The sequence below is a fragment of the Burkholderia sp. Leaf177 genome (genome assembly GCF_001424345.1).
GTDB lineage: Bacteria > Pseudomonadota > Gammaproteobacteria > Burkholderiales > Burkholderiaceae > Caballeronia.
On sequence record NZ_LMPF01000022.1, the window covers coordinates 389344 to 408985 of the forward strand.

17 protein-coding genes and 1 pseudogene are annotated in these 19642 nt (G+C 58.1%); 2 read left to right on the forward strand and 16 right to left on the reverse strand.

Annotated elements, in window-relative coordinates; all coding sequences use genetic code 11:
- Positions 1–21 precede the first annotated feature (21 nt).
- The 5 genes from ASG35_RS20520 to ASG35_RS32250 form a co-directional block, all read right to left on the reverse strand.
- Positions 22–270 carry a CsbD family protein gene (locus ASG35_RS20520; RefSeq protein ID WP_056361809.1) on the reverse strand — a complete coding sequence of 83 codons (249 nt, stop codon included), beginning with the start codon at positions 268–270 and terminating at the stop codon, positions 22–24.
- A gap of 88 nt (positions 271–358) precedes the next feature.
- Positions 359–556: a CsbD family protein gene (locus ASG35_RS20525; protein ID WP_056361811.1), complete on the reverse strand. Its 198-nt coding sequence runs from the start codon at positions 554–556 to the stop codon at positions 359–361.
- 346 nt (positions 557–902) lie between these two features.
- Positions 903–1079 carry a DMT family transporter gene (locus ASG35_RS32540; protein WP_327019657.1) on the reverse strand — a complete coding sequence of 59 codons (177 nt, stop codon included), beginning with the start codon at positions 1077–1079 and terminating at the stop codon, positions 903–905.
- Positions 1080–1503: 424 nt separating this feature from the next.
- Positions 1504–2286: an EAL domain-containing protein gene (locus tag ASG35_RS20530; protein WP_056361812.1), complete on the reverse strand. Its 783-nt coding sequence runs from the start codon at positions 2284–2286 to the stop codon at positions 1504–1506.
- Between the two features lie 259 nt (positions 2287–2545).
- On the reverse strand, positions 2546–3697 hold the full coding sequence (locus ASG35_RS32250; RefSeq protein WP_082508505.1) for a GAF domain-containing protein: 1152 nt from the start codon (positions 3695–3697) through the stop codon (positions 2546–2548).
- Positions 3698–3913: 216 nt separating this feature from the next.
- Here ASG35_RS32250 and ASG35_RS32545 point away from each other — a divergent pair, with 216 nt between their 5' ends.
- The gene (locus tag ASG35_RS32545) at positions 3914–5503 is read left to right on the forward strand and encodes a methyl-accepting chemotaxis protein (RefSeq protein ID WP_056361818.1); all 1590 of its coding nucleotides are present in this window, start codon (positions 3914–3916) and stop codon (positions 5501–5503) included.
- Between the two features lie 1066 nt (positions 5504–6569).
- Here the strand turns inward: ASG35_RS32545 and ASG35_RS20550 are convergent.
- From ASG35_RS20550 to ASG35_RS20580, 7 genes and pseudogenes are all read right to left on the reverse strand, one after another.
- Positions 6570–7547 (reverse strand): annotated as a pseudogene (locus ASG35_RS20550) (AAA family ATPase).
- Positions 7548–7572: 25 nt separating this feature from the next.
- The gene (locus tag ASG35_RS20555) at positions 7573–9507 is read right to left on the reverse strand and encodes a helix-turn-helix domain-containing protein (protein WP_056361831.1); all 1935 of its coding nucleotides are present in this window, start codon (positions 9505–9507) and stop codon (positions 7573–7575) included.
- A 28-nt stretch (positions 9508–9535) separates the two neighbouring features.
- The gene (locus ASG35_RS20560) at positions 9536–10003 is read right to left on the reverse strand and encodes a hypothetical protein (RefSeq protein ID WP_327019658.1); all 468 of its coding nucleotides are present in this window, start codon (positions 10001–10003) and stop codon (positions 9536–9538) included.
- Between the two features lie 361 nt (positions 10004–10364).
- Positions 10365–11684 (reverse strand): MFS transporter, encoded by a 1320-nt coding sequence (locus ASG35_RS20565; RefSeq protein WP_056361838.1) that lies wholly within the window; start codon positions 11682–11684, stop codon positions 10365–10367.
- Positions 11685–11730: 46 nt separating this feature from the next.
- Positions 11731–12513 carry a hypothetical protein gene (locus tag ASG35_RS20570; RefSeq protein WP_056361841.1) on the reverse strand — a complete coding sequence of 261 codons (783 nt, stop codon included), beginning with the start codon at positions 12511–12513 and terminating at the stop codon, positions 11731–11733.
- A gap of 50 nt (positions 12514–12563) precedes the next feature.
- Positions 12564–14042, reverse strand: coding sequence for an FAD-binding oxidoreductase (locus ASG35_RS20575; RefSeq protein WP_056361844.1), 1479 nt, complete (start codon positions 14040–14042; stop codon positions 12564–12566).
- Positions 14039–14242 carry a tautomerase family protein gene (locus tag ASG35_RS20580; RefSeq protein ID WP_056361847.1) on the reverse strand — a complete coding sequence of 68 codons (204 nt, stop codon included), beginning with the start codon at positions 14240–14242 and terminating at the stop codon, positions 14039–14041. Before ASG35_RS20580 ends, ASG35_RS20575 begins: the two co-directional genes overlap by 4 nt.
- A gap of 135 nt (positions 14243–14377) precedes the next feature.
- On the opposite strand from ASG35_RS20580, the gene ASG35_RS20585 reads away from it, so the two are divergent.
- Complete coding sequence (locus tag ASG35_RS20585) at positions 14378–15214, forward strand: IclR family transcriptional regulator (protein ID WP_235527642.1); 837 nt, start codon at positions 14378–14380, stop codon at positions 15212–15214.
- Here the strand turns inward: ASG35_RS20585 and ASG35_RS20590 are convergent.
- The 4 genes from ASG35_RS20590 to ASG35_RS20605 are packed head-to-tail and all read right to left on the reverse strand — an operon-like array spanning position 15204 to position 19502.
- Positions 15204–16109 carry a TauD/TfdA dioxygenase family protein gene (locus ASG35_RS20590; RefSeq protein ID WP_056361853.1) on the reverse strand — a complete coding sequence of 302 codons (906 nt, stop codon included), beginning with the start codon at positions 16107–16109 and terminating at the stop codon, positions 15204–15206. The two genes, ASG35_RS20585 and ASG35_RS20590, sit on opposite strands and share 11 nt — an antisense overlap.
- A gap of 33 nt (positions 16110–16142) precedes the next feature.
- On the reverse strand, positions 16143–17384 hold the full coding sequence (locus tag ASG35_RS20595) for an ABC transporter substrate-binding protein (RefSeq protein WP_056361856.1): 1242 nt from the start codon (positions 17382–17384) through the stop codon (positions 16143–16145).
- A gap of 25 nt (positions 17385–17409) precedes the next feature.
- A complete protein-coding gene (locus tag ASG35_RS20600; RefSeq protein ID WP_056361859.1) occupies positions 17410–18411 on the reverse strand; it encodes a 2-hydroxyacid dehydrogenase in 1002 nt (333 codons plus the stop codon).
- Positions 18408–19502, reverse strand: a complete 1095-nt coding sequence (locus ASG35_RS20605) for an alcohol dehydrogenase (protein WP_235527644.1) — start codon at positions 19500–19502, stop codon at positions 18408–18410. The genes ASG35_RS20600 and ASG35_RS20605 overlap by 4 nt, the downstream gene beginning before the upstream one ends.
- Positions 19503–19642: the final 140 nt, after the last annotated feature.

Consider the following 19642-nt stretch of genomic DNA (forward strand, 5'->3'; position numbering starts at 1 on the left):
TCGACGTCTCTGTCGGGCGGACTAGCGCCCTGCCCACAGGACACCTGCGATAAAACTTACGGCTGCGACCAGCGCCAGCGACGCAACAGGATTGCTCTTGGTCGCACCACGCACGGTGTCGAGCGCTTCGCCGTAGGTCTGCTGGGCTATGCCGGCAGCTTGACGAGCATGACCTTCGAACTGCGTGCCGTTATCGCCGGTAGCGCTGCCGAGCGTGGCCTGCGCCTTGCCAACGGCTTCTTTGACCGATCCTTGTGTTTTCTCAAACATACAATACCTTTTTAATGATTTAATTCGGATGACGAATCATCGATGGCTTTCGATGGTTGTCTTTTCAACAATAGTCATGTGCCGGCGTTTAGTCTTTGCCGGTAAATTTATCGCCGATGTCCTTCGCCTTCTCCTGTGCTTTGCCCACGCCTTCCTGCACTTTCCCCTCGGTCTTTTCAGCGGCTCCTTCGACTTCCAGTGACGTGTTGCCCGTCACCTTTCCCAGCGCTTCCTTCACCGAGCCCTTGACCTGCTTCAGCGTTCCATCGACCGTATTCTTGTTCATTTCACTGCTCCGTAGGTATATTTAGGAGGTAGGTATCGACACGGGCGACATGGCACCGTGTAGACAAAAGTTTAGGGTTAGGGAGCAAGGAGGCGCCAGATACAAACGCGCTATATAAAGTAGTGCGTTTGCGTACCATCACGCACTTGGATTAGTAAGGTTCAGATAAGCCGTGGGCCATTTGGTAAAAACGCCGGCAAGCGCGTCCGCTGCGGCGTTCACCCGCGGATTTCCAAGGCAAACGCACGAGGTTAGTCGAAAACATGGCGTTGGCGATTGATGTCTTGCGTGTTCGAGAAACGTGGACTGCGGGTGACACGCTGCGCGGGAAACGATAAGATGTCCTTCAAACTTCATCACAAGGGCCACGCCGCTCACCATAAGCACGGAAGTTCGCGCAGATGGTCAGCCCGTTGATCGCTCCAACACCGACCTTCTGGACCAGCGTCAGGCCTGCAAAAACAGCTACCGCGCCCACGATGCCGCCTAAAGGCGACCACCATTTCTTATAGCAAAAACACATGCGTGAGAATTACAACTCGCGTCGCGCAGCTGTCGGCATAAATGCCATCATCTATATGAGGCAAGCCAAGGTCGAAGAAGATCGCATCGTAAATCGGGCAGCTGTCAGCTCCAACGCGGGCCACCGTCGTAGGCAACATCAGCGTGATGTCCAAGGTTATCCACAAGCGCTCCTAAAGCCTCAGCAGACGGAGTCATCCTCGACAAATAAAACTCGCATAATTACGCCAACGTTTGGTCAAATCTGCATACCTTCAACTTCACCGAGCTGGGTCGAAGACTCAACTGGAATCCGGTAGCTTGGTGCATGGTTAGATGCCTGAAAACGCTCAGACGCGAAACTTCAAGGCATGGCGAGCATTCAGGCAAATGCCGCTGAACTTATAACACGTGCAAACCGCTACACCAGCAACTTGATTAACTGACTACAAATCAAGTGAGCCTACGTTTAACGTTGGAATAGCCATAAATGCAGGTTTAGCAAAAAAGAACCCTTGCATGAGCGTGACACCGTACGCGGCAAAGAAATCGCGCTCGCCGCGTGTCTCAATGCCTTCGGCAATAACTTTGATGCCTAAACCTTCGCACATGGCGAGCACGCCCCGGGCAATGATCTGCCTCGCCGCGTCCGTATCAATGTTACGTACCAATCCCATATCGAGCTTTATGAAGTCCGGTTGGAAGTCCGCTAGCAACGTAAGGCCTGAATAGCCGGCTCCGAAGTCATCAATGGCGGTCTGGAAACCGAACTCTTTGTATGCCTTGAATATATCTACCAGATGAGGTCGGCTAACGATGTTTTCGCCCTCGACTGTTTCGAAAATTATCCGCTCTATAGGAAAGCCATACTTTTCTGCAGCGGCGAATGTACTTCGGATGCACGCTTCTGGCCGGTAGACCGCGTTCGGCATGAAATTAATTGAGAGCAGCGACTCCATTTGAATGCTAGCGGCCTGTCCGATCGCTGTTGTTCGACATCGCTGGTCGAACTGATACCGGTTGGTCTCACTGACCTGCGACAAGACCGATCCGGCGGATTCGCCGTTAAGGCCGCGAACAAGCGCCTCGCATGCAAATATTGTCTTCGATGCCAAGTCAACGATCGGTTGAAACGCAAAAGCTAGTTCGATAGGATTTGGGATGTCCGAATGACAGCCAACACAACCCGAGTTTTGTATGGATTGGAAACCTTTCGTAACCACCGACATAGCACAATGCTCCTTATCTATTCATTCTCTCGCGCTCCGACAAGCCGCGATAACACACCCTTAACGACGAGAATCCCGCCAAGCTTTAGGAAATTACTGGGTCGGCAATCCTTACTCTGAAGACGGTGTCATACTGCCTTCGCCTACGCTCCCGTGTTTAAACGCAATCACTTGGGGTTCAAGCAGTTTTTGCCAATTTAGGCCCGCCATGCAGCATGCGTGATCGGATCATTTACGGCTTTTACAGCATTTGATGATTTCACTTCGTGTCGCTCACTGCCTTAGCGGCGAGCTGGCGCTCCCGCATTCTTAAATTAATTCGATCGGATGTGAGTTCGGCCAGTGTTTTGAGCGTTGCCCGCTGCTCCTTACTGATCTGTCTTGGCTTGTTGTCGATTACGCAGAGCGATCCCAGCGCATAGCCTGCATAGTCCCTGATCGGCGCGCCCGCATAAAAACGAATTTGGGGCGTTCCGGTGACCAGAGGATTGCCGCGAAAAAGATCGTCAGCCGCCGCATCTTCGACCACGAAAACGCCGTTTTTCACGATCGTATAGTTGCAAAATGCCCAGAGGCGCGGCGTCTGGCGTTCGGTCAGGCCGACCTGCGCTTTGAACCACTGCCGGTCATACGTTAGCAGACTCATCAGGCAGATCGGCGTTTGTAATACGTTTGCCGCTACCTGGACTATTTTGTCGAAGGCATGCTCCGAAGGAGTATCGACTAGGCCCGTCCGGTTCAGTGCCTTGAGCCGCTCGTTTTCGTCGGCAGGAACCGGATATCCGCGGATGCTCTCCGACAACGCAGGTATCTGTTTCGATGGATCGGGTTCGCTTTGCCCCAGGATTGCCTCGACGATCGCGCGCAATTCTTCGTTGCCCGACTGCGGCGACGCGACAGTTACCTGCTTGTCTGCAGCGAGTTGCGTCACGGCCTGCTCCGCCGTCATGTCGCCGAGTAGGAGCACGTGCATATGCCCGAGCAGCGGATCGCTAAAAAGATGCGTGAGCATTGCGAGCTGTTCGCGTTTCGTACCTCCCAGTTCAATCACTACGACCGACGGCATGGTGCGGCCAATGATGGTCAGAGAAGAAAGCGGATCGCCTTCATCAATCGCGATCACTTCACCGAGCCCCGATAGTGCTTCGCAAATTCGCGCACCGTTGGCCTTGCCCACCTGAACCATAACTACCGGTCTGCGCATTGGCTCCGACGGCCCCAGCCGTTCGCGCAGCGAGATCACCTCGCTTCTACGCACGCGCCGGTGTCCGCCGGGCGTCTTCCAAGACTCCAATGCGTATTGCTCGATCCAGGTTTGCGCGGTGCGCGTCGACACTCCCAGCAAGGCTGCAGCTTCTCGGGGGGTGATGATTGGATCGTCCATGATGCGGGAAAAAAGTGGAATGGGCATGGACACACGCTGGGAAAACGATTGCGCGGTCGTTTCTCCATTTTACCTGTTCCGGGAGGCTCAATCAGTAAAAATGCGAAATCTGGCAAATTCGGAAAAATTGTTAAAGTATCCCGCCCATCCATCGTTAACCATCTATGAATGGTTCCGCGGACTCTCTTCCGCACTCGGAAAACGCGAGACTCCGCGGCCCCAAAATAACTAAAGAGGTGTTTGATGAGATGGAAATCCTGGACAGTTCGCGGTCGGCTTGCAGCTTCTTATGGCATGCTGATGATCCTTCTCGTCGTAGTCGCGGGACTCGCGCTTATTGAGCTCAGCGAGGCAAACCACCGACTGAAAACATATATCGACGGCGTGAGCGAGCGCGCAGATCTCGCCATGCGAGTGCGAACCGCCGTGGACCGGCGCGCGATCGCGGCGCGCAATCTCGTGATCGTCGTTTCAGCCGATGACATGGCGGCCGAGAATGCAGCGGTCCTCGCCGCCCATGAAGATGTCTGGTCGAACCTGACAAAACTCAATAACTCCGTCGCCAGATCCGATGACCCCGACGCTAAAACATTGATCGACGCAATTGCATCGGTCGAGCGTGAGTACGGGCCGGTTGCACTGGACATTGTGAAAGACGCGCTCGAAGGCCGCCAGAATCAGGCGCGCGTAAAGATCACGTCAAATTGCCGCCCACTTCTCGCTGCACTTGTGAAATCGACCGATGATTTCGCGCTCTACACGCGAGAGCAAGCGGGCAAGCTAAAAATGCAGTCCGACGGCGCGTATGCAACGCAGCGCGCGATTCTTGTTGGGCTTTGCGCCCTGGCTCTGGCGCTGGCGCTCGCAGCCGGTGTGCTCATCACACGCAGCCTCACCCGCGCGCTCGGCGCCGAGCCGGACATGTTGCGCGCCGAGGCCGAACGGGTGGCCCGCGGCGAACTTACGCTCTCCCACGCGTCGCACAACGCGCCGCAGGGCAGCGTGATGGCGTCAATGGAGAACATGCGCGCGAGCCTAATTCGGCTGATCGGCGAAGTGCGCGGAGCGGCGCAGAATATCGCGAATGGTTCGACAGAAATTGCTGCGGGCAACATCGACTTGTCCTCGCGTACAGAACAACAGGCCGCGTCCTTGCAGCAAACCGCCTCAAGCATGGACGAACTGACCTCGACCGTGCGCAGCAATGCAGAGAACGCCGTGCTTGCCAGCACGCTTGCGTCGGACGCATCGAACGTCGCGACGCGGGGCAATGAGGTTGTCGGCCGTCTCGTGAACAGCATGTCGGCGATCAGCGACAATTCAGGCCGGATTGCGGAGATTACCGGCATTATCGAAGGCATCTCGTTCCAGACGAATATCCTGGCGCTCAACGCTGCCGTGGAAGCCGCACGCGCGGGCGAACAGGGTCGGGGGTTTGCGGTCGTTGCGTCCGAAGTGCGTAGTCTCGCCCAACGTTCATCTAATGCGGCCAAGGAAATCAAGGGGCTGATCTCAACGTCGGTTGACACCGTCCGTCAAGGCTCGCAATTTGCAGACGAAGCAGGCGTCACCATTTCAGAGGTCACGGCGGCCGTCTCGCGCGTAACCACCATCCTTGGCGAAATCTCATCTGCCTCGGGCGACCAGAGCCGTGGCATCGAGCAGGTCAACCTCGCAATCACTCAAATGGACCAGGTAACGCAACAGAATGCTGCGCTCGTGGAGGAAGCCGCGGCCGCTTCGCAATCTCTTGAAACACAGGGCAAACGGCTTATCGAAAGTGTGTCGCAGTTCCGGTTTGCTGTCGTGCCCGGCGAACACATGGTACTTTAAGACCCGATGATCGAGTCGTCGGAACTTAAGCGTACAGCGTCCGGCTACATGCATTTTATTCGGCCGGCCCCCCTGACACGTCTGCGGGGCGCCCTATGACCGTGTGGCCCACATTTTGGCAAGAATCTTTGGCGCGCCAACAGCGTTGGTACCCCAATCGAACACGACCGGTGTTGTTTAAGGTGCGAGTCGAGCCCGACTGAACCGGAACCCCGCAAGTGCCCAGCCCTGCGCGCATGCAATCGAAAGGACTGCTCCGCTGTTGGTGAACGAGGCCACCAAAGACGAATACCGACTTAATTCTGTCACCGTTGCGCGTATAAAACTGTCAACTCGTGTTTTTGGGTTGAACGCCGGTTTTGCGCATCGGGTTAACACTGAAGCGCGAACGAACGAAAACGCTTGAACGGCCCCGTCATTCGACGCCTCTAGCAATGCTCCGGCGGATGATCGCTATGCGCACTTCCCTACGCAACGGCTTCGGATTCAAGATTGAGAACGGACCACCGTAGCGCGCTCTGCAAAAGTCGCAACGGAATGGTGCTTCTAGAATGCACGCATTGATTACATAGGGCGTTTCATGGCCACAACGGCGGCACTCTGTTTCCAAGGGAAGCTTATGGACCGGACAAATGCTCTCGCTCGGCCGCTGAAACAGCACGCTGTGATAGCCAAGGCTTGAGCATGAACGGCAGTACCTGAAATGCTCGCAGCACTGTCGATGCTCAGAGCCCGCCAGAAGCGAACGTCGCAAGAGTCGCACCGAAACACCCAACGTACTCGACAGTTTCCGGATATCGACGAATGCGAGATTTGGAGGCACCCCCTCGTAGGGATCAAGCTTCGCATTCACCTAATTGGCCACAAGATGGCCCGGCAATCGGTTGGCGAGGACGAACTTCCACAATATCGACACGATGGATTCGCGCGGCCAGATCCACCTCGGATCAAACACGTAGCCGAGAGCAGGAGCGAGCAGTTCCTCGTCTAGGGACAGTATTGGAAACCGCGACCATGCCCGCTCATCAGGCAGTCGCGAGCATGTTGCCGGTGGCATGGCGGGTCATCAGGCAGTCGCGAGCACGTTGCCGGTAGCATGGCGACTCTGCACGTAACCACAGTGGCGCACGGCGTGAGCCCACATCGCCGAACCCGGACGGTAGTGAGGATCGTCGCGAAGCTCGCTTTCTTTAAGACCGATTTCTACCGCTCGAACGAAGGATTCCATCGGAATCTCTAAACGACCCGGAAGACACGCTTTGTTATGCGCTTCCTCGAAGGCATTCCATAAAACATGAGCGTCGTCCATCAGGCGATATCCAGCGTCGAACGCTTGTGGAATGTAGAAACGCGTGAACGTCCAATCGTTGCCTTAAGGATACGTTGTCTCGTCATAACCTAGCAGGCACGTTGCGACGTCGTCGGCGTTCCTGACCCCGTAAAACGCCATTTCCTCGACCATGAGGCGCGCGACAATTTGCGTCTTGTTGGCGATTTGAAGCCCTGTCTTCTGCGCGAGCAACTCTTGCTGACCCACCAGGAACGTGAAGAGCTTGATTTGTTGCCGGTCAAGTGCGTCGTGGACGTCGCGAAGCCACTCATATTCATTCTCGTTCAGGCGCTGCGCCTCGTCGCAAAAGAGCACTACAACGCCGCTACCGGCTCGTGCAGCGGCTTCGCGGATCTTGGCGGTCAGTCGCATGCGTTTCGACGGGTTCCCGCCCGTGTCCGGCTGTGGATAACCCACCGCCGAAAGGAGGTTGGAAAAGAAGGGGCCTTCCGCGTGGCGCGGCTTGTGTTCACATTGCGCGTGGTACGTCGTCACCTTCGGATAGTTTCGGGCGAACAACAGGCGTACATACTCGATCGCTCGCGTCTTGCCGATCCGAGACGGGCCGTAGATGAGAGCGCCCGTGATTCGATAGCGAAGGCAACGAGCGACGAGGTCGTAGAGTTCCTGGATGGCGGGCGTTGCAATACGATAGTTACCGGTGGCCAGTGGGTGAATCGAGGGGTCGATTGACCGTGGAATTTCGATAGACATTGCACACCCCCTTCACTATCTCGTCCTAAAAGACCTGCCCTGTCCCGATGCTGAGCCTACGTGCGTGAGCAATTGGCGTCGGCAGCGTTTCCCGGTCCACGACTTCTGCAGCCATCGGCGATAACGCCTCATTGGCACCGCTTGCGGTGCCTCTCACCCGCGGCGGCCCGGCTGGTGTGCGTATCAACGGCGCTGGCGTCATCGCGCGCATCGCCTGCACTAATTCGGTTGCCGCCTTTCGCTTATGTTTTGCTTGCGCCAACTTCTGCTTCAAGTACGCTTCGATTGGATTGGAATCGAACGTCCCGCTGTAGCGTCTGGTGTCGGAGGCCTTGCGGATCTCTCGTCGTAGCTTCAGATTGTGGGGAACAACTCGCCACATCCCCTGCGCTTCGAGGACACCGAGTTCCGAACCGTCAGGCAGAAACGCGCGGACGGAACGAAGATCATCCGAATTGATGTAGACCAACAGCTGGCGGCCAATCAAATGCGTGCTCGATGCCAGGATCGCATTGGTGTAGCGGGCACCGTACAGGTTGATATGTGGCCGCACCCCCAGTTCCAAATACGCTCTTACCCGAGAGCGTCGCGCGCTCTGCATCAGGCACATGGCTTCGAGAGGCGTCACGTTATTCAATCCAGCGTGGGGCGTGCCGTTGTAGTTGGCCATGGCATATTCGATCAGCTCCTCCAATTCATCGAACGAGACATACAAGCGAAGGCCGCCCTTTGGATCGGATAAGGCGCGCCGCAGATCCCTCGGGTGTGACCCGGTGTAACCCGGGAGGCGGGATGAAAACCGCGTGTGCACGGTGCCGAAAAGACGTTCAACGTAGGGCCGTTCATCCGGGCTATGCCGAGGACCGGCATCGACACAACAGCCGACGAATTCGCAAAGCGCCGATAGCGTCTCGTTTGCAAGGTTGGCTTTCGCGTTATCCAGCTTGATCCATTCCCAGGTCGCGTAGCCCAACTCGAGCAGGCGTTCCGATGGGAACCCTTCTTGCGGCCCGTATGAGAGGCCCGGGATCGTGAATATCCGGGATCTGTGCGGTTCCAATGCTTTCTCGATCGTCTTGATCACGTCGTATCGACTGTATTCCCTGCCAAGAACTAGGTTGTATCCGAGCACCGCTCGGGTACATACATCGATGATAACCAGCAGCCAGACCCTTTCGATCTCAAACTCGTGCTCTAAGCCAAGAGGGTCCGCGATGACTACTTTAAGACGAATATCGAGGCGGTGACCGTCGAACTCAACGACCTGATAGGGACGCGTCGCCGTCGGCGAAGAGATTAGGTCGTCGATGCGCGGGAGCCCCTTGAGATGAGTGGCGCCAGCCGCATGCGCGGCCACGCCGAAGTTGCGCAACATCTCTGCCTTGAGACGTCTCGACAACACTCGGAGCGCCTTGTCTGCGGTGTTGAAGGGATAATCGGCTGCGGTCAATCCGGCGGACCTGCATTGCCGCAGGAATTCGTCGTGAACAGCGGCCAGCCCGCTTAGCCGCGTACGCAACGCCCCGTCGGTGTGAATCTGTTCAAGCAAAACTTTGCGTCGCTTCACCTGAAGCGCAAGCCACGCTGAGAGCGCCGGGTAACGCTCTAAAAGGTATGAAAATGCGCCGGCTGTTCCGCGAGATCCTTGCTCACCACGCACAACGACCGGATTTATACGCTCATATCGATTGCAATGGACGCCAGACATCAACCCGCGATAACCATTGATTCGCCCATCGTCATGTTGAGCAAGCGCTCGGTCAAGCCATCGATAGAGCTGGCGGCGGTTAATCCCATGCTCGAGCTCGATGCCTTTGATGGCTCGCCCGTTTGCATACTGCTGGACCGCAAGCATTCTTGTCTGAAACGCCGCCTTCGCCCTGGGTTCAAAATCCGTGTAGGCCACGGTTGGCCATTGACCGAGGTCAATCGCTTGCAGCTCGGCTTTACGCCGATTCACGATGGCGCTCCGGCCACGACGAACGGCGTTAGCAATGACAGTGATTCACATGCATATCTGGCGCAGTTAGCCGACCCTCGTGCAGCAGCTGGAAAGTTGCTGCGCGCACAACGGTTGGGTCACCCGTTGAGAACTCACGCTCAATCGTCACCAGCTGCTGTGGCTTGTTCGCGAACCGTTCGATACCCGTGAGAAGAGACCTCGAGATTAAACCTCGTGTCGCTACGATGCTGGGAAGCATGCGATGCCAATTATCGATCCACATACGGGCAGCGACCAATTCTACGTGCGGAATGAAACGCACCGGTAATGCCGACGTATCAAGCGTGTCACGAACATCGGCATCCTCCTCTCCGGGCGAATCTGCCGCGATCAACAACTCGGATTTGTCGGCATACCGCACAGAGAAGTCGACTTGATGGTAACGCTCGCCGATCAAAATCGTCCCCGGACGTTCGCTAAACGTAACAACTGATGGATCCGATTCAATGAGCATCCACGCATCCAGTACGACGCGGCGATAGATCGTGAGCCTGCGGCTAAGCTTGGGGGCTAAAAACCTCAAACCGGTGCGCGCCTCGGGCGCGAATCATCGCGGTTGGCGCTCTCGAATGAAGGGAATGTTCCATAAGATAAAAACCTCATGGACGGGCTTTGAATTTTAAAACGCGAATTGACAAAATCAAGTCGCACTAACGCGAGTTGACGATTTTAAGTCGTTTGGAGTGTGCTTAACAATGTCAACTCGAATCAGCGCTTCATTGCTGTACATGGTTTCCGGATTGACAGAATTCTGTCGAACGACGCCTGCCGAGCACCCGTCATTGAGCGCTTTGTGCTCCTTAGCCCATAACCGATTATTTAGGCACTAGGGATGGCGCCGGTACGTCGAGCATACTCAACTCATCAGCCGCTTCGATCGGCTTTCTCACCATCACGAGATAGATCACCGCAGCCGCTGCGGCAACTCCTGCACTAATAAGCAACGCTTGTACAAAAGAGTGGGTCCGGTCGACCACGATACCCGTTACAAGCGGTGCAAGGGAGCCGCCGAAATACCCCCCAAAATTCTGAATGCTGCTCAGCGAAGCAACCTGGTGTCTCGGCGCCACAACTGTCACGAGCGCCCACGCTGAGCCGCTCGCCATTTGCACGAAAAACATCGCGGCACAGATGTACACAACGGCTAGGGTCGTGCTTGGCGTATATGCAGCCGGAATGGTGAACGCAGCGCCTCCAAGGAGGCCAATACACAGAGGCCACTTGCGGCTCGCCAAAGGAGCCAAGCCGCGGCGCAACAATCTATCTGCAATATGCCCGCTTAGCAAAACGCCAATGGTGCCAAACACGTATGGCACTGAGACAAGCCATCCGGTCCTTGCAATCGACAAATGGCGCTCATGTTCGAAGTATGCTGGCAGCCAAGCGAGGTACAGCCACACCATATAGATGATGCCAATGTTGCCGAGCACCATGCCCCAGGTCGTACGCATGGTAAAAAGCCGCCGCCATTCCGGCCAGGTCAAACGTCGGGACGCGCCTTCGGCAGCCTGTCCTTCGGTCAGGTAAGCAACGTCGGCAGCATCCAACAAAAGACCGTTTCGATTGCGATAGATCGCATACCAGCCAATCGATATTGCAATGCCTACCACGCCCATTGCGATAAACATACCGCGCCATCCGAGCGTGAGCATCGCGATGGTGAGAACGGGCGGTGCAAGTCCTGGCCCGAGCGTCGTTGCTGCTGCGAACAAGCCGGTCGGCGCACCGCGGTCACGCAGTGCAAACCATTCGCTCACCACTTTCGCCGATGCAGGAAATTGTGGCGCCTCACCAATCCCGAGGAACACCCGCGCGACGAGAAATTGATGGAGTGACTGCACGAGCCCCCCCGCGAGTTGCGCCACGGACCAGACGAACATGCCGAGCCCGAGCATCAGCCGCGCGCCGAACCGGTCGACCATTACGCCGATAGGCAGTTGCGATATCGCATAAGGCAACGCGAACGCAGAGAGCAGCAAGCCCATCTGCGACGCGCTGAGTCCAAGCTCGCCCGCGACCGAATGATTGGCGATCGACAGCGTGCTGCGGTCCATGTAGTTCACGATTCCGGCGACCGTGAGAAAGGTCATCGCGATCCATTGGACGCGACGAAGCCTGGACGTCTTCCGTTCCATGACGAGTGTCTCCCCGACGATTGATATGACTGGTTTTTTTACGGATCTAGCGCGAATGTTCGGGCGTGGCGTCTTCGCGTAGACGTCGCGGTGTCGGCTTTACGTGCTTTTCCGACATGCCGTTGAAGACCGTGCCAATCAGACCGCGCTTCAAGTCCGACGTGCCGAACATCCAGTCGGCGAGAGGCAATGTGAAGTTCATGTTGTGTGTCATCATCCATTGCGGATTGTGGTGGGCAATGTGATGACGCCGCATGGTGTTGACGAGGGGAATGCGCCGGACGGTGGCGTTGTCCGGAAGATGCGCACACAGGTGCATGGCTTCAAACAGCAGATACATGCCGACCACCGTGGTCATCACCAGCCAGCCGGCATTCGCCGATACGACGAAGCCCGCGATCACCGCCGGAATGGCGGTCAGCACGACAATGCCGGGCAACGCAAAAGTGGGAAAAAACACAATGTTGAGATCGCGTGAATTGGCAAGACGTGCGTCGTCGTGGGTGAAAAACTGATGATGCGTCAACGTATGACGCTGATACAGCGCGCGCGTCACCGCGTTGTTGCCAGGCTTGTGCAGGAAGTTCACATGCACGTACCACTCCATCAGGTTCCACGCGATTATGACGATCGGCACGATCAGCCATTCGAGCGGACGCACCGGTCCGTGGATGCGCCATATGCAGACAGCCACCACGATTGCGCCGATCGCAAGAATGATGCTGCCGTGACGGACGCCGCTGTAATCAGCCGCTATCTTTGATCGGTAGTCCGATTGAAACGCAGCCTGGCGTGCCGAAGGTCGAGCGGGCTTGATGGTGGGGTTCATTGTCGTCTCCTTAGCTTACTTGTATCTTGGTGCCGTGCATGCTTTCAGGTTCAAGTCTCGTTCGCGCGCCGCGGCGGCGCTGCGGCAGGAAGCAACAGCTTGTCCGGATTGAACAGCATGCCCGGATCCAGGACCGCCTTGATCTGGCGCATCAGATCCAGTTCCACCGCCGATTTGTAATGCGCCAGCGCGCCCCGCTTCGTCCGGCCAATTCCATGTTCCGCGCTGATCGACCCTTCGTATTGCGTCACGAGGTCGAAGACCGCGCGATCGAAGTGCTCGGTCATCGGCACGAACCGTTCGTCGCCACCCGCGGGCGCGGTGAGATTGAAGTGGACATTGCCATCGCCGAAATGGCCGAAGGCGAGCGGGCGCACACCCGGCAATAGTGCACGGCACGCGGCAATGGCTTCATCGACAAAACGCGGGATCGACGTGACCGGCACCGACACATCGTATTTGATCGATGCACCTTCGGCCTTCTGCGCCTCGACCACGGCCTCGCGGATTTTCCAGAGCGCAAGGCGTTGCTGCTCGCTGACTGCAACCACGCCATCGACCACGCCGCCCGCTTCCATCGCTGACTCGAAGAGCGTCTCCATTACGCTGTTGAGTTCCGCGTGCGGCGACGACGTCGACATTTCCAGCAGCACGTACCACGGATAGGCAGCGGGCAATGGATCGCGGACTCCCGCCACGTGCTGCGACGCAATCTCGATGCCAAAGCGCGGAATGAATTCGAACGCGGTCAGCAAGTCGGCGGTCTGCGCGCGCGCGAGCGCCAGCAGGTCGATAACGGCATCGAGCGAGGTCAGCGCGAACAACGCCGTTCCTGTGCACACTGGCTTCGGAAAAAGCCGCAACGTGGCCGCGGTGATGATCCCGAGCGTTCCTTCCGCGCCGATAAACAAATGCTTCAGGTCGTAGCCCGTATTGTCCTTGCGCAGCGCGCGCAGGCCGTTCAGCACGCGGCCATCGGGCAACACCACTTCCACGCCGAGCGTCAGTTCGCGCGCGTTGCCGTAGCGCAGCACTTGCAGACCGCCGGCGTTCGTAGAAAGATTGCCGCCAATCTGGCAACTGCCCTGCGCGCCGAGACTCAGCGGAAACAGGCGGTCGTATTTATCGGCTTCTTGCTGGATATCGGCCAGAATGCAGCCCGCTTCAACGGTGATCGCAAAGTTGCCCGGATCGATGCTGCGAATCTGGCGCATGCGTCCCATCGACAAAACGATGTTGTCGCCATCTTCCGGAGGAACGCCCGCGCCGCAAAGCCCCGTGTTGCCGCCTTGCGGGATGATCGTCACACCCGCCGAAGCGCACAGCGCAACCACTTCGGACACTTGCGCGGTGCTTGACGGCCGCACCACCAGCGCCGTGTTACCGCGATACAACCCGCGATGCTCGATCAGGTGCGGCTCGATATCGTCCGCTTGCTGCAGCCAGCCAGCGTCGCCAACGATCGCCTTGATCCGTTCGACAACCGCGTTGAGCGCGAGCGAACGCAACGCTGGCTCGACGGCGTTCATGGTTTGGCCTCGGGCGTGCCCGAATATTTTTGCGCGCCGCCGACAGCGAAATTTTCCGGCTTGATTTCGCGGATGATGATCCGCACGTCTTCGCGTTTTACGCCTGCCGCTTCAATGGTTGCATCGGTCAGCGCGGCAATCAGCCTGCGCTTGATTTCCACGCTGCGTCCTTCAATCAGGTTCACTTCAATGATGGGCATCAGATCGTCCTTGAGTCGCGTGTCGGAGCATGGAATCGAATTTATCGAATAAATTCTGATATGTAAATGGTGTTATATTTGCGACCGATATCGGAACAAAAAGCCGCCAATCTTCTTTTCCTGACCTGGACACGCATGAAAATGACGACATCTCCCGACACTTCGCCCGACGAAGACACGCTCGACGCCTCCGGGCCGCCGCGCTCACCGGTGCGCAGCCTCAATATTCTTCAGCGCCTCGTGCGGTCATCGGGCGGACTCACGCTGTCGCAATTGAGCTCGGCGCTCGACGTGCCGAAAACCTCGGTGTTCTCGTTATTGAAGGCGCTCACGCAAGCCGGCTACGTACAAACCGACGGCACGCGCTACGAGCTCGGCCCCGAGGCGCTGCAACTCGGCACGCTGATCGCGGCGCGCGGCAGCGCACCGGACGCAAGCCAATTGCCGAGCATCGCGCAACCATTCCTCGAATCGCTCGCCGAGCGCTCAGGCGAAACCGTCTTCGTCCTGACGCGTACGGAAGACGCCCAGTCGGTGGTTTATGTCGCTCGCGCCGAAAGCGCGCATCCAATCCGGTTCATGGCGTCGATTGGCGAAAAGCGGCCGCTTTATTCGTCGGCGGGAGGACGCACGGTGCTTGCGTTCATGCCCGACGACGAACAGGAGCGCTACCTGAAGCCGCTGAAAACCATTGCATTCACAAGCAAGACCGTCACCGATAAAACCCGTCTGCGCGCGATGCTCAAGGAGATTCGCCGCACGGGCATTGCAACCACGACCGACGACACGCATATCGGCGTCTCCGCCTACGGCACGCCCGTTTATTCCGCCAACGGCGCGGTGATCGCGGCGCTGGTCCTCGCCGCGCCGACCGAGCGTGCGTTGCCGCAAAGCGAGCGCTTGATTGCGTTATTGCGCGAATACGCGGCAACACTTTCCCGCGCGATGGGTTACGTCGCGCCTATGCGTTGAGCGTTTGCCGTTGCTTCAGGGTGTCGGCGACTGACAGCGCGCTGGTATCGCTTGTGGTCACGCGGCGCAGGTCGCGCGGGAACGTTTCGTCGTAAGCGCGGCCGCGATGCATCGTGCAGCGGTTGTCCCAGATCACGAGATCGCCCACGCGCCATTCATGAACATGGACGAACTCGCGCTGCGTGGCGTGATCGAGAAGGTCGCGCAAAACCATGCGCCCTTCCGGCACGGGCAAGCCGACAATATGCGACGCATGCGAACCGATATACAACGCCCGCCGGCCATGCGCAGGCGATGTACGCACCAGCGGATGGCGCACGGGCGGCAACGCATCGCGTTCTTCCTGCGAGAAATCGGTAAAGCCCAGTTGCTCGCGCGAATACATCAACGCGTGTTCGGCGACCATCTCGCCAATGCGCGATTTCATCGGTTCGGGCAGGTGATCGTAGGCGCTGCGGGTATCGGCGAATTCGGTTTCACCGCCTGCGGGCGGCACGGTGCGCGCGTACAACATTGAAAGCGCGCCGGGCATCGCGCGAAACGAGCTGTCTGTGTGCCACAGCCGGTTCCCGAGCAACAGCATGCGCAAGCGGTCATCGACTGCGCGCGGCGCGCCGCTTTCATCGAGATTCGATACATCCACAATCTCGCGCCGCTCGATCCGCTGCTTCGTCTGCGCGTTGTAGCGCGTGACCGAAGGTTCGAGCGGTCCGAATCGCTCGGCGAATGCCACTTGCTGCTCGTTGGTCAGCGTCTGGTCGCGGATCACCACGACGCCGTATGTATCGATGGCGACAGCGATTGCTTCGAGCGCCTCGTGATCCGGCTGCGCGAGATCGACGCCGCTCACCTGCGCCGCGAAGTTTCCGTGCAGGATTTCGGTGACAGGATGCATGACGGCTCCCTCCTGATTTTGGGCACGGCGAATTCAACGGCTCGCCGATGTCTTCGTGATCATGGGACATGTGGAACTGGATAGCGGCTGGAACGCATCCGCAGCCGGTACGGTTGCCCGGATGTTGTAGTAGTCCCACGGTTTCTTTGATTCAGCGGGCGTCTTCACCTGCACCAGATAAAGATCCTTCAGCAGCCGTCCGTCCTCGCGGATCGTGCCGTTGTGCGCATAGATATCGTTGACCGGCGCGCTCTTCATCTGCTTCATGACAATGGCGCTGTCGTCGGTTCCTGTCGCCTTGACGGCCTTCAGGTAGGTCAGCGTGGCGGAATAACCGGCCGCTTGAATTGCGGTTGGCATCTTGTTCATGCGTTTGAAGAACCGCTCGGAAAACTTGCGGGTCTCGGCATTTGCGTCCCAATAGAAGCCCTCAATCGTGTAAAGGTTCTGCGCGAGCGGCAAGCCGAGCGAATGGACGTCAGTCAGGAGAAACGCCATGGCGACCACGCTTTGCTTGCCTGAACGCGTCACGCCGAATTCATTGGCTGCCTTTACCGCGTTGATCATGTCGCCGCCAGCGTCGGCAAGCGCAATCATCTTCGCGCCCGATGCCTGCGCCTGAAGCATGAACGACGAGAAATCGGATGCATTGAACGGATGCTTGGCGCTCCCGAGAACCTTGCCCTTGTTGCCGACAATGACCGCCGTTGCGTCCTTTTCCATCGCCTTGCCGAATGCGGAATCGGCGGTGATGAAAAACCACGAGTCGCCGCCGCGTTTCACGAGGAGCTTGGGCGTGCTGGCAAGTGCGACCGTATCGATCTGATAATGAACGGTATAGGGCGAACACGCGTCGTTCGTCAGGCGCGACGAATACGCGCCCGTCACCATCACCACACGCTGCTTTTGCCGGCCGATCTCGACCACCGCCAGCGAGGGCGATGAGCCCACCAGATCCGTGATCATGTCCACGTGACCCTGGTCGAACCATTCGCGCGCCTTCGACGACGCCACGTCCGCCTTGTTCTGATGATCGGCGTAGACCACATCGATCTTCTTGCCGGCAACCGTGCCGCCGAAGTCCTCGACTGCCATGCGCACCGCCTCGACCGATCCTTTGCCGGAGAAGTCCGAGTACAGGCCGGTGAGATCGGTCAGCACGCCGATACGGACGACGTCGTCGGAGATGCGCGGGTTCTGGGCAAATGCCGCCGTGCATGAAAGGGAAAGCGACGCCAGCAACATGCGCCTGGCGTTGATAGGGTTGGGGCTCATGTAACTTGTCTCCTGAATGTGTTTTTTATGCCCGGCGTGATTTTTGCAGCACCTCCGGATTCAGGATGTTTGGCGGACGTCCGGCGTCGTGACCAACGTCGAGCGCAGCCAGCAGATTGTCCACGGCGAGATTCGCCAGTGCACGGCGCGCGGCGGTTGTCGCGCTGCCTATATGCGGACTCATCACGAGGTTCGGTGCATCGAATAAAGACGGATGCAACGCCGGTTCGTTCTCGAAGACATCCAGTCCGGCACCCGCCAGCTTTCCTTGTCTGAGCGCATTTGCGAGCGCGGCGTCATCCACGATTCCACCGCGCGCCACGTTCACGAGCGTGGCGGTTGGTTTCATTGCCGCGAGTTCGGCTGCGCCGATCGTGTGATGCGCCTCCACGCTGTAGGGCAAGGTCAGCACGACATGGTCAGCCTCGTGCAGGAGTTCATCGCGGGGAACGTAGGACGCGTTGCACGCCTCTTCGATATCCGCATCGAGCCGCGTCCGGTTGTGATAGATAACCTTCATCCGGAACCCGGCTGCGCGCCGCGCGATGGCCTGCCCTATGCGCCCCATTCCCATGATGCCGAGCGTTGAATGATGCAGGTCCACACCAAGGAACAGGTTGTACGCAAAACCCTTCCACGTGCCGGAGCGCACGTGGACATCGCTTTCGGGAATGCGCCGCGCCGCGCTGATCAGCAAGCCCCAGGCAAGATCCGCGACGCTTTCGTTCGATATATCCGGCGTGTTCGTCGCGATAATCCCGGCCCGCGTAATAGCGGCCAGATCAAAGTTGTTGTAACCCGCCGCGCAGTTGGAAACCGCGCGCAAATGCGGCGCGTGCTCGATCAGCGCGCCGTCTATACGCTCTCCGCCCATGAGCATGGCGCCGGTTTTATCGGCGATACATAGCCGCAGTTGCTCAGGCGTGAGCGGCACATCGTCCATATTGCGATCGAGTTCGAAGTGCGCTTCGAGGCGTTCGAGTATGTCCGGAAAAGTCGCGCGCGCGACCAGCACCTTGGGTTTCACTGCGGCTCCTTCGAGGTAAAGTCCGGCGTGAGCACGGTGCGTCCAATGACTTCGCCCGCGCGCATTGCGTCGAGGACCGCGTTGACTTCTGACAACGGGCGGCGCGTGACGGGCAACGCGGGCAGGCCTTTTGCGGCGACCAGCGTCATCAGTTCGCGCATCTCGGCAGGCGAGCCGACATACGATCCTTCAACCGACAACGCGCGCAATACGAGTGTGGGAATGGGAATGGAAAGCTCGCCGCCGAACATGCCGACGATCACGAGCTTTGCGCCTTTTCGCAGCACGCTTGCGCCTCGTTCCACCGATGCCGGCGAACCGACAAAGTCGATCACGGCCGCCGCGCCGCCATGGGTTGTTTCGATAATGCCGAGCGCATCTTCCGCCGATGTTCCAAACGCCGCGCTTGCGCCGAGTTCGAGCGCTGCATTGCGTTTCTCTTCGTTCGGCTCGATCACGATCGCAGGCGGCAACCCCATCAGCTTGATCAACGCAAGGCACATCAGCCCGAGTCCGCCCGCGCCGATGATCACAACCGGTCCGCCGTTCGCGTGGGCGCGCGCCCTGGTGAGCGCGCTGTAAGCGGTAATACCCGCGCAGGCAAGCGGCGCGGCGCGGGCGGGATCGGTATCCGGAGTCAATGGGAAAAGAAAGCGCGCTTCAGGCACGTGCAGATGGGTCCCGAACCCGCCGCTGCGGAACACGCCGAGAAAGCGCGGATTCGGGCACAGATGATCTTCGCCACTCACGCAACGTTCGCACGCGCCGCAGCCAATCCACGGATAAGCCAGCACGCGTTGTCCTACGGTTATTCCTTCTACGTCCGGTCCCATTGCGATGACTTCGCCAACGCTTTCGTGACCGAGCGTATGCGGCATGCGAATGCCTCGATCGGCCATGGAAATGCGCTTGCCGCGCCCGAGGTCGAAGAATCCATCGATGAGATGCAGGTCTGTATGACACACGCCCGCCGCAAGCACGCGCAACGTCACTTCGGTTCCCTTCGGTTGCGGCATCTCGACCTCGGCGCGTACGAGCGCCGCGCCGTTCGCGACCATCTGGAACTGATGGGGCCGGGTGTCCAGCGTCATTTGGATTGTCTCCTGCTTACGATGTGCTTGCGGTTTGGTCCAAGATAGCACGCACAATCTCATAACGGAACGTAATTATATTTGTTCTTATATCGGAATAACAAAGACGCAAAGATGCAGCTTCCCGTATCCGGCCAGTA

Excerpts from the sequence above, each read along its gene's own strand:
- ASG35_RS20520 (WP_056361809.1), bottom strand. The coding sequence starts at position 270 with ATGTTTGAGAAAACACAAGGATCGGTCAAAGAAGCCGTTGGCAAGGCG.
- ASG35_RS20525 (WP_056361811.1), bottom strand. The coding sequence starts at position 556 with ATGAACAAGAATACGGTCGATGGAACGCTGAAGCAGGTCAAGGGCTCG.
- ASG35_RS32540 (WP_327019657.1), bottom strand. The coding sequence starts at position 1,079 with ATGTGTTTTTGCTATAAGAAATGGTGGTCGCCTTTAGGCGGCATCGTG.
- ASG35_RS20530 (WP_056361812.1), bottom strand. The coding sequence starts at position 2,286 with ATGTCGGTGGTTACGAAAGGTTTCCAATCCATACAAAACTCGGGTTGT.
- ASG35_RS32250 (WP_082508505.1), bottom strand. The coding sequence starts at position 3,697 with ATGCCCATTCCACTTTTTTCCCGCATCATGGACGATCCAATCATCACC.
- ASG35_RS32545 (WP_056361818.1), top strand. The coding sequence starts at position 3,914 with ATGAGATGGAAATCCTGGACAGTTCGCGGTCGGCTTGCAGCTTCTTAT.
- ASG35_RS20560 (WP_327019658.1), bottom strand. The coding sequence starts at position 10,003 with ATGCTCATTGAATCGGATCCATCAGTTGTTACGTTTAGCGAACGTCCG.
- ASG35_RS20565 (WP_056361838.1), bottom strand. The coding sequence starts at position 11,684 with ATGGAACGGAAGACGTCCAGGCTTCGTCGCGTCCAATGGATCGCGATG.
- ASG35_RS20570 (WP_056361841.1), bottom strand. The coding sequence starts at position 12,513 with ATGAACCCCACCATCAAGCCCGCTCGACCTTCGGCACGCCAGGCTGCG.
- ASG35_RS20575 (WP_056361844.1), bottom strand. The coding sequence starts at position 14,042 with ATGAACGCCGTCGAGCCAGCGTTGCGTTCGCTCGCGCTCAACGCGGTT.
- ASG35_RS20580 (WP_056361847.1), bottom strand. The coding sequence starts at position 14,242 with ATGCCCATCATTGAAGTGAACCTGATTGAAGGACGCAGCGTGGAAATC.
- ASG35_RS20585 (WP_235527642.1), top strand. The coding sequence starts at position 14,378 with ATGAAAATGACGACATCTCCCGACACTTCGCCCGACGAAGACACGCTC.
- ASG35_RS20590 (WP_056361853.1), bottom strand. The coding sequence starts at position 16,109 with ATGCATCCTGTCACCGAAATCCTGCACGGAAACTTCGCGGCGCAGGTG.
- ASG35_RS20595 (WP_056361856.1), bottom strand. The coding sequence starts at position 17,384 with ATGAGCCCCAACCCTATCAACGCCAGGCGCATGTTGCTGGCGTCGCTT.
- ASG35_RS20605 (WP_235527644.1), bottom strand. The coding sequence starts at position 19,502 with ATGACGCTGGACACCCGGCCCCATCAGTTCCAGATGGTCGCGAACGGC.